Annotated in this window: 11 protein-coding genes; 2 read left to right on the plus strand and 9 right to left on the minus strand. The window is 40.8% G+C overall.

Annotated elements, in window-relative coordinates:
• Positions 1-466: 466 nt before the first annotated feature.
• The 7 genes from XEN7305_RS00775 to XEN7305_RS29925 all read right to left on the minus strand — a co-directional run bounded on the left by XEN7305_RS00775 (position 467) and on the right by XEN7305_RS29925 (position 5950).
• Positions 467-1981 carry a cryptochrome/photolyase family protein gene (locus XEN7305_RS00775; protein ID WP_006507399.1) on the minus strand — a complete coding sequence of 505 codons (1515 nt, stop codon included), beginning with the start codon at positions 1979-1981 and terminating at the stop codon, positions 467-469.
• Between the two features lie 148 nt (positions 1982-2129).
• Positions 2130-2363 carry a hypothetical protein gene (locus XEN7305_RS00780; RefSeq protein ID WP_006507401.1) on the minus strand — a complete coding sequence of 78 codons (234 nt, stop codon included), beginning with the start codon at positions 2361-2363 and terminating at the stop codon, positions 2130-2132.
• Between the two features lie 94 nt (positions 2364-2457).
• Positions 2458-3933 carry a DASH family cryptochrome gene (locus XEN7305_RS00785; protein WP_006507402.1) on the minus strand — a complete coding sequence of 492 codons (1476 nt, stop codon included), beginning with the start codon at positions 3931-3933 and terminating at the stop codon, positions 2458-2460.
• 12 nt (positions 3934-3945) lie between these two features.
• Entirely contained in the window at positions 3946-4200 is a 255-nt protein-coding gene (locus tag XEN7305_RS00790; RefSeq protein WP_006507403.1) for a TIGR03643 family protein, read from the minus strand.
• A 25-nt stretch (positions 4201-4225) separates the two neighbouring features.
• Positions 4226-5125, minus strand: coding sequence for an alpha/beta fold hydrolase (locus XEN7305_RS00795; RefSeq protein ID WP_006507404.1), 900 nt, complete (start codon positions 5123-5125; stop codon positions 4226-4228).
• Between the two features lie 168 nt (positions 5126-5293).
• Positions 5294-5770: a TspO/MBR family protein gene (locus XEN7305_RS00800; protein WP_006507405.1), complete on the minus strand. Its 477-nt coding sequence runs from the start codon at positions 5768-5770 to the stop codon at positions 5294-5296.
• Between the two features lie 24 nt (positions 5771-5794).
• Complete coding sequence (locus XEN7305_RS29925; protein WP_071591302.1) at positions 5795-5950, minus strand: DUF2256 domain-containing protein; 156 nt, start codon at positions 5948-5950, stop codon at positions 5795-5797.
• A gap of 160 nt (positions 5951-6110) precedes the next feature.
• Here XEN7305_RS29925 and XEN7305_RS00805 point away from each other — a divergent pair, with 160 nt between their 5' ends.
• Both XEN7305_RS00805 and XEN7305_RS00810 read left to right on the plus strand, forming a co-directional pair.
• On the plus strand, positions 6111-6605 hold the full coding sequence (locus XEN7305_RS00805; RefSeq protein ID WP_006507406.1) for an orange carotenoid protein N-terminal domain-containing protein: 495 nt from the start codon (positions 6111-6113) through the stop codon (positions 6603-6605).
• 17 nt (positions 6606-6622) lie between these two features.
• Complete coding sequence (locus tag XEN7305_RS00810) at positions 6623-7045, plus strand: ketosteroid isomerase family protein (protein WP_006507407.1); 423 nt, start codon at positions 6623-6625, stop codon at positions 7043-7045.
• 9 nt (positions 7046-7054) lie between these two features.
• Here the strand turns inward: XEN7305_RS00810 and XEN7305_RS00815 are convergent, their stop codons facing one another.
• Complete coding sequence (locus XEN7305_RS00815; RefSeq protein ID WP_006507408.1) at positions 7055-7483, minus strand: hypothetical protein; 429 nt, start codon at positions 7481-7483, stop codon at positions 7055-7057.
• 183 nt (positions 7484-7666) lie between these two features.
• On the minus strand, positions 7667-8260 hold the full coding sequence (locus XEN7305_RS00820; RefSeq protein WP_006507409.1) for an LppP/LprE family lipoprotein: 594 nt from the start codon (positions 8258-8260) through the stop codon (positions 7667-7669).
• Positions 8261-8425 lie beyond the last annotated feature (165 nt).

Raw genomic sequence — 8425 nt, forward strand, 5'->3', positions numbered from 1 at the left:
TAGGTCATCTTGGGCTCAACAGCATAGTTGTTAAGAGTTCCGTTGTCGAGTTGAGTAGTGTACATAGGGCGTTACCTCTGCGTTGTTACTTGTCTATGTTAAATAATGTAACAGTAATTTTAAGAATTGTAAAGAAAAATTGACAAAAAGTTTTTTGATGCTATCGATAAGCAACTCTAATCAGGGATTACCAGTGTTTTTTTGATGGAGTAATAAACGAGGGCAGAAGAATGAAGGCAGAGGGCAGAAGTTCTCTTGTTCAGAAGGTGTTTTGACACCTCCCGAACCTCGTTTCTTCCTAAAGAAAGAGGTCTTAACCCAAAGTGGGAAGGAACAAGTAGATTTAGACCTTCTGCCGTCTGCCGTCTGCCCTCTGCCTTCAAGGGCGAAGCCCGATAATTAAATGCGATCGCAGATGATGAGTAACGCGATCGCCAATTAGTTTGATATGCAGTTGAAAAAAATCCTAATTACTATTTTTTTCTCTCCAGTCAGCAGCCAAAGCCTGAATTTCTACCAATTCCTCTGCTGCCATTCTTTTAAGATTGCCCAAAATCAGATTCATGCGTCCCTGAGACTTGAGCTGATCTTGATGACGGGCCAGAAAATCCCAGTAGAAAAAGTTAAAAGGACAAGCATGCTCACCTGTTCGCTGCTTGAGATCATAGGCGCAATTCTTGCAATAATCACTCATTTTATTAATATAGTTAGCCGAAGAAGCGTAAGGTTTAGATGCTAATATGCCCCCATCGGCAAACTGTCCCATGCCAATCACATTAGTTTGCATCACCCAATCATAGGCATCGACAAAAGCTGCGTGAAACCAGGCTTCAATTTCTTGAGGAGAAACCCCCACAATTAGGGCAAAATTACTCAACACCATCAAACGCTGAATATGATGGGCATAGCCTGTGCTTTCCACTTGCTTAAGAACTTGATGCAGACAATTCATATCTGTTTGTGAACTATACCAATAAAAATCTGGTAATGGTTCATGATGCTGAAACCAATTACTATCTCGATAATCTCCTTTCTGGGAATGATAAATTCCCTGCATATATTCACGCCATCCCAAAACCTGACGGATAAATCCTTCGACGCTATTTAACGCTAAATCATGCTCGAAATAAGCTTTTTGTGCTGCGGTGATTACTTCTAACGGCGTTAGTAATCCTAAATTGAGATAGGGAGAAATCAAGCTATGCCAAAGGGTTTCCTCTCCCGTTACCATCGCATCTTGATAGGGGCCAAATGTCGGCAGACATTTAGTTAGAAAATATTCTAATACAGCCAAAGCATCGGAGCGAGTGACGCCCCAGCGAAAGGGTTCTATCTCCCCATAACTAGCCAAGTTTCGCTCTTTAACTTCCTTAATTACAGATCTAGTAATCTCATCAGGTTCAAACCAGAGAGGGATAGGAGTTGTTAACTTTCCCTTGCTCGGTCGACGATTTTGTTTATCAAAGTTCCATTTACCCCCAATTGGTTTATTGTCGTCTATTAAGATATTGAATCTTTTACGTCCTTCGCGGTAAAAATCCTCCATTAGTAGTCGCTTACGGGAGTTTGCCCAGTCTTGAAATTCGGTTTTACCCCAGAGAAAATGATTGTTAGCAATTAAATTTAGAGAACAGTCAAGCTGTAGATTTTGAATTAACTGCAAAAAAGGACGATCATTAGGAATCATCACCCGTAGTTCACTAATTTCGTTTTGCTTAATCCATTTCAGTAGAGCAGGTTCAAAGTTATCTGCAATTTTTTTGTAGGTGACTTGCCATCCAGCAGAACGTAGTTCTTCAGCAAAGTGACGCATTGCCGACCAAACAAGCACCAATTTTTGGCTATGGTAAGGTCTCTGTTGAGCATAATGACGCGATTCAATTAAGACCACTGGAGTTTGTGATTTTTCTGCTTCACAGCTTGAAAGTGCGGCTTGCTCAGTCCAAAGTTGGTCTCCTAAGACCCAGATTCCAGTTGTCATATTGAGTTAATATTAACCATTATTACTGCCAGGATGAATCGAAATTATCTTAATACTTGGAGTGCGATGAATTGACTTTTCTGGTTTCTCATTTGTAATAAATAACGAGCAGCATAAATTAAAACACCAGCATCGATAAAAGTCCGAATCATTGACTATTTTCTCGATAACCACCACGTCTTGCTGCTTTCTCCTTTTCAACTTCTTCAGACGTCAATAAAGGAATACCAGAAGCGATAATTTCTTGACGAATTTCTCTTAATTTTTCACCCAAATTAAATTGGTTTTTCCGTTGTAATAGAGAATCGATGAAGGCTAATACCTTTGCTTGTTCATCTGGATCTAAAGTCTGCCATTGATTTAATAATTGTTCGGTAGTCATGGTTTATTTATTTTCATCAACAATTATTTTATATTCTATACTTCACCAGTGATCTTCGATCTCTTGAGACCCAAATTCTAGTTGTTATATTAGGTTATTGTTTCTTCGCTAGTTCCACGGCAGCATTATAAGTCTTTTCATTTGCCTTGACCGATTGGAAAAAATTTACCACTGGGCGAGGATAATCTACTCCTAACCTGACGCCAAAAATTTTCTGGTCTTGAGCAGATAATTTCCCGGTTTCATGAATTAAATCACCTTTAATGGAGCTTAATTCCGGGAGCCAATGTCGAAGATATTCTCCTTGAGGATCATAATTTTTAGACTGTTTAGGAATATTGAAATAGCGAAAACCACGAGCGTCATTACCGACACCAGCTGTATAGTTCCAGTTACCCCAATTACTGCAAACATCATAGTCAATCAAGCAAGACTCAAACCATTCAGCTCCCATTTGCCAATTAATCCCCAAATTTTTGGTCAGGAAACTAGCGACATTTTGTCGTCCCCGATTCGACATAAAACCTGTTGTTGCCAATTCCCGCATATTGGCATCGACTAAAGGAAATCCAGTTTTGCCCTCTTGCCATAATTTAAATCTTGTCCAGTCTTCTTTCCAAGATATTGTTATTCCCTGTAACCCAGATTGGCGAAAGATGCGATCGCCGTGCTTGGTGCCAATAAAGTAGAAAAAGTCTCGCCAAAGCAACTCAAATATCAACCAATAAGTAGAATCATTTTTGACTCGTTGGGCTTCATATTCTTGGACTTGTTCATAGATCAAGCGAGGTGAGAGACAACCTAAGGCTAACCAGGGAGAAAATTTTGAGGAGTAATCAGCTCCTAACATTCCATTGCGAGTTTTTTTATAGTCTTTCAGATAATCTCCTGACCAAATATAGCTATCCAATCTTGCGAGAGCTGCGGTTTCTCCACCTTTAAAATCTAAAACTGCCCTTGAGTCGAATTTAGGTGCTTCCAGTCCCAAGTCAGATAATTGAGGTAGTTCTCCGAGATTGATATCTGGCAATGGGGGAAGTTCTTGGGGTACAGCAAAAGAGGAAGCGACTGACGATTTTTTCTCAACGGACTTGCGGAAGTTGGTAAACAGCTCGGGAATTTGCTCAATGCTAAATGGGAGATCATCTGGGTGATAGAGAGTATTTCCCCAAAAGCGCTTTACCGATATCTTAATTTGAGACAAAGCTTTTTGCAATGCTGCTTCGACAGCTAATTCTTCTGAAGTAACCTCACCATGAAAGTAGACAGCAGAAATTTCTAACTCTTTCGCTAAAGATGGAATGATTTTTTCTGGTAAACCCCGACGCACTATCAGATTACTACCTAGTTGCGAGAGAGAATTTCGCAAATCAGCCACAGCTTCGAGTAAAAATTGCGATCGAAAAGCACCAGTTTTAGGGAATCCAAAAGAAGTTTTGGCAAATTGTCTCTCATCAAAGCAGTAGAGTGGAATAATTTGGGCTTCTTGTTGGAGCGCCTGATACATCGGCTTGTGATCGTGGAGGCGCAGATCACGACGATACCAGATTAGAATTCGTTTATTATTCATTCCTAAAGAAGCTTAAGTTTTCTGATTGTTTGATTTGAATCTAGTTACAAGAAAATCTCTTTTTTGGAGGTGCTTAGTTTTTCTTTCTGTAACTCGTTTGCGCCACATTCTAAAACTTGATGATTTCATTTCTCGTCGCATCAGAGCAATAACTTCTTTTTCTTGTAATCCAAATTGGATTTCAATAGCCTTGAATGGAGTGCGATCTTCCCACGCCATTTCAACAATACGGTCAATAGTTGCTAGATCTAAGTTGGGTAGTTTCATTATTAATTGAGATCGTTAGATTATTTTAAGCAAGTTCTGAGTTCAAAAATCGACGAATTAAGCCGATAGTCACAGCAGGTAATTCCAGTTGTGGAGTGAGCCCAACTTCTTCGATAACTTGGAAAGCTTTAATCGCTGTGGGATTCATTTGAGCTAGGCGTCTGCCAATTTCGGGGCCAGTAAACTGAGATTTTTGTCCCCAAAGAATAGCAGTGGGAATGGTCAATTGCTCAATATACTCAGATAGGTCAAAGCAAAGATCTCCTCGGACAAAAGATAGCGCGCTATATTCGGCATTTGGTTGCTTAGCCGATTCTAGATAGGCAGATACTATTTCAGGATAAACTCGCTCAGGGCGGGCAAACTGTCGCTGTTCTAAAAAGTTGCGAATTCCCAACTCATTGGCAACCCCAAAATCATAAATAAAACGATCTAGAATTGGCGTGCTGACTAATTGAGCAAAGAAGCTGCGGGTATAATTTTCTCCAAAGTCTGAAAGTCCTGCTGGAGTTGTCAGAATTAAGGATTTGAATAACTCAGGTCGTGCGATCGCAACTCGAATGACGAAAGCTGCTGTTAGAGACGAAGCAATTACTATAGCTGGCCCGTCACAGCTACTTTCTAAGAATTCGGGAATACTGCTTAAGTAATCATCAATCAGATAGTTGCGTTCCAAATGAGATGATTCGCCCCAACCAATCAAATCGGGAGCTAGAATACGATATTCATGGGCAAAAGCAGGATAAACCTTAGACCATTCGTAGGCTGAGGAGCCGCCACCGAACCCATGCAAGAATACTAATGTTGGTCGTTCTTTTTCCTCAACTTCTTCGCAATGCCAAGGGGCGCGATCGGCAGTATAGTAAACCATCTTGCCAAGGCTGAGGTTTAGTGACTGTTGGCTAAAACCAGGAATATCTAACATATTTTAAAAATTACTAATTTGTTTAAAATCAAGGACTGCGATCGCAAATCCCAAAGTTTACGTGGAATTGAAAGAATTACGACTATGTCAATCTCTTGGTAATAAAACTTATTATTACTAAAATCTTTAGCATCTTGCCAGCGGGGAAGATTGTTACAGATATTAATTTCAGATATCTAAAGGATTTAGCTGCATCATTTGCCAAGTAACAAAAGTACCAATCGGACTCCAAAGTAAATAGGGAACCAACAGCCAAAAAGCCGCAGAAGAAATAGGTGCAATAATTACTGCCAAAATTGCCCCCAGAAAAAAGCCTGTACCTCCAATAATCGTTCCTACCTTAAGGCTACGAGTCTTACACATAACTAATGTATAGAGAGAAATGGTTATTTCCACAAGCAGATAGAAAACCATCAAAAACCAAGTCGATAGATGACCTGGCCCAGCTTGCCAAACGTGATAAGCAGACCAAGCACCACAGATAAAGATAGTTATCCAAATCAAAGGAATTGCCCGTTCAAAAGTTAACCAATTCGGGCGTTTGAGGCGCATAAACCAACGAAAATCTTTAGGGGCCAGAAGTCGATTGAGGGTAAAGGGAACCGCCAAGGTAACAATCCCAATTGCTAACCAGGAAGGAATCATAGTTATTACCTAAGATTTAAGGTTTTATTTATTAGCTTTTGATCGCCGTCGCCGACACCGGTCGGAACAGTATTTTACTTCGTCCCAGCAATCAGCCCATTTTTTCCGCCAAGTAAAAGGGCGATCGCAAACAGGACATATTTTGCTTGGAAGATTTGACTTTAAGCCCTGTCTTGCCATAAGGAATCGGTCAAACGATGGATAATTTGTTAACGCATATTAGGGGTACGGTTTTCACTACCACTAAGCAATTGTTATTAATTTTTACTTTTTGTTACATTACTTAACAGTTGGATAAAATTTTAAAACCCATACATATTATAAGAGGCATTCTAAAGCCATGACATACACTACCGACAGAATCACTCAATCCACTAATGTTCTTGATGTAGTCTCTACAGTTCAAGCTACGATTAATACCCTCAGCACTGATGAACAATTGGGTTTGTTTTGGGTCATCTACGAGAATCTAGGTGGTGCGATCACTCCTGCGGCTCCTGGTGCGGCCAGAGAACAGTTTACTCAAGGTTTATTAACAAAAGTTAAAGCTCTGTCCTACGAAGAGCAACTTCAATTCATGCGCGACTTGGTAAATAGAATCAACAACCCTTTAACTCGTTCCTACGGAGTCTTTACGAACAACAATAAATTGGCTTTTTGGTATCAGCTAGCAGAAGGCATGACTACGGGAGAAATCGTTCCCGTTCCTGACGACTATAAATTGTCGAATGCTGGACTAAGCGTCTTCAGCCAAATCACTAGATTGGAATTTGGTCAACAAATTACACTACTACGTAAATTTGTAGTAGGGATGGGCGTTGATCCTCTTGCGTAAAGATATAATCAAAAACTATGCTTCAGACTAAAACTAAAGAGATTACAGCTTTCAAAAGCGAAAATCCTGCGATTGAATCTTACTTTTCCACTCTCAATCAAGGGCAGTTCAAGCTGACTGCTGCCCTATTTTCTGACCAAGGACAACTAGTTCCACCCTTTGATAGCCCTGTTGTGGGACAACAAGCCATTGCAACTTATCTCAGCCAAGAAGCGGCGGGCATGAAGTTTCAGCCTCGCTCTGCAACTTCTCACGTTTTAGCTAACGCAAAGACAGATGTTGAGGCGCGGGGTCAAGTGAGCACGAGTCTTTTCACTGTAAATGTGGTCTGGAACTTTTTACTTTCTCCCCAAGGTGAAATCGAACTAGTAAAGGTTAATTTAATAGCTTCTATGCAAGAACTTTTACGGATCAATCCCCAAGGTTGGCAAGACATTTAGGAAAATCTCTTAGGCAACCAAAGATTTTTCCCAGGATTTGGAGAGGAGTTGACGACTTCTCTCAATGTCTTGAGGATTAGCCACCCAATCTGCATGGGCAGTCATTAATAAACTTTCTAGCGCTTCGCGATCGCACAAATGCCAAACTTCTGCTCCCAAAAACTCGTCTGCTATGGCATAACAATTGGTTGCTACACAGTGAATTTGGGTTTCTTTGTTGTAGGTGGGCAAACTCAAACTCTCTCCTGGAACTAAGGCCCGAAAGTTGAGAACTGCCTCTCGGAACTCTTGTTTATCAGAGGTTAACAATCCCGCAATGTTCGTAGACAAATTCTCGTCTCCATTAATGCATATCCAGTAACGACGAACTGGATCAATTGCGAGCAACCAAGGTGAATTGTCATCCAAACGATAGCGGGGAGCTAAACTGAGTTTCATATTATAAATATTTATACTTGTTTTTTATGTGCTTGTTTTTTATTTTGTTCTAGCAAAGATTGTCGTGCTAGATACATTTTTTAAGATCAAGAAAAAACACAATTATTTCAACCATAAGTTACAAAACTTATCTTTCATCATTTATATTGTTAAGTTGTATAAACTAATAAGCCCTGAAGTTTTTTAGAGGCGAGGAGTATTTTCTACAGGTAATTGAGGTATTAAGAGCGGCATGCCATCTTGAGTTGACACTTCATAAAAAACCCGACTCTCTCCAGAAGCACAGCATAAAGCATCATCAGGACTATAGCGGTTAAAGGAAGCATTAATAAAGCCATCTCGATAGAGATTAAAATCAAATAGACTGCCATCAGTACGAGAATCCATCGGAATGGGCGATAATGTCCCAGCAAAGTCTCCGTTGGCAAAAACAAAAACCTGATAGTCTAAAGGGCGACACATGCCATCAGCATTGGCCATGCCCATGACAATTGTGGTTGTACCATAAATTTGCGCCGCCCCGGTTAAAGTCCAGCCTGCGGCTCCGACTAGTTTATCTTCTGGTAAGACAGGGTTACGAACAGTATGCTGGCAGTTGGGGAGATTACTTCCATTTTGAGGGGGGGCTTGGGGAATCGATACCTTAGCAGTATTCCAATTGACATCCCTGTTTAGCCAGTCACCGCTAGGATCAGTCTGTGCCATTAGAGAACTGGAATTCAGCAATATTGTGGTCAGGGCAAGCGAACCCGAGATGAGATAGGGAAAAGATTTCATATGTCGAGAATCTATTAGTTATGTTAAATTGACTCCTAGTTTTTAGCTTCGAGTTTTAAGCTTTAACGGGGCTTCGCCCTTGAAGGCAGAGGGCAGAGGGCAGCGGTGAGACCCCGCGCCGCCGTCAGGCGCAAGGGAACGCTCACCAAGAGAGAGGGCAGAAGG

Source organism: Xenococcus sp. PCC 7305 (genome assembly GCF_000332055.1).
Classification (GTDB): Bacteria; Cyanobacteriota; Cyanobacteriia; order Cyanobacteriales; family Xenococcaceae; genus Xenococcus.

Excerpts from the sequence above, each read along its gene's own strand:
- XEN7305_RS00805 (WP_006507406.1), top strand. The coding sequence starts at position 6,111 with ATGACATACACTACCGACAGAATCACTCAATCCACTAATGTTCTTGAT.
- XEN7305_RS00795 (WP_006507404.1), bottom strand. The coding sequence starts at position 5,125 with ATGTTAGATATTCCTGGTTTTAGCCAACAGTCACTAAACCTCAGCCTT.
- XEN7305_RS00800 (WP_006507405.1), bottom strand. The coding sequence starts at position 5,770 with ATGATTCCTTCCTGGTTAGCAATTGGGATTGTTACCTTGGCGGTTCCC.
- XEN7305_RS00775 (WP_006507399.1), bottom strand. The coding sequence starts at position 1,981 with ATGACAACTGGAATCTGGGTCTTAGGAGACCAACTTTGGACTGAGCAA.
- XEN7305_RS00820 (WP_006507409.1), bottom strand. The coding sequence starts at position 8,260 with ATGAAATCTTTTCCCTATCTCATCTCGGGTTCGCTTGCCCTGACCACA.
- XEN7305_RS00815 (WP_006507408.1), bottom strand. The coding sequence starts at position 7,483 with ATGAAACTCAGTTTAGCTCCCCGCTATCGTTTGGATGACAATTCACCT.
- XEN7305_RS00810 (WP_006507407.1), top strand. The coding sequence starts at position 6,623 with ATGCTTCAGACTAAAACTAAAGAGATTACAGCTTTCAAAAGCGAAAAT.
- XEN7305_RS00780 (WP_006507401.1), bottom strand. The coding sequence starts at position 2,363 with ATGACTACCGAACAATTATTAAATCAATGGCAGACTTTAGATCCAGAT.
- XEN7305_RS00785 (WP_006507402.1), bottom strand. The coding sequence starts at position 3,933 with ATGAATAATAAACGAATTCTAATCTGGTATCGTCGTGATCTGCGCCTC.
- XEN7305_RS00790 (WP_006507403.1), bottom strand. The coding sequence starts at position 4,200 with ATGAAACTACCCAACTTAGATCTAGCAACTATTGACCGTATTGTTGAA.
- XEN7305_RS29925 (WP_071591302.1), bottom strand. The coding sequence starts at position 5,950 with ATGGCAAGACAGGGCTTAAAGTCAAATCTTCCAAGCAAAATATGTCCT.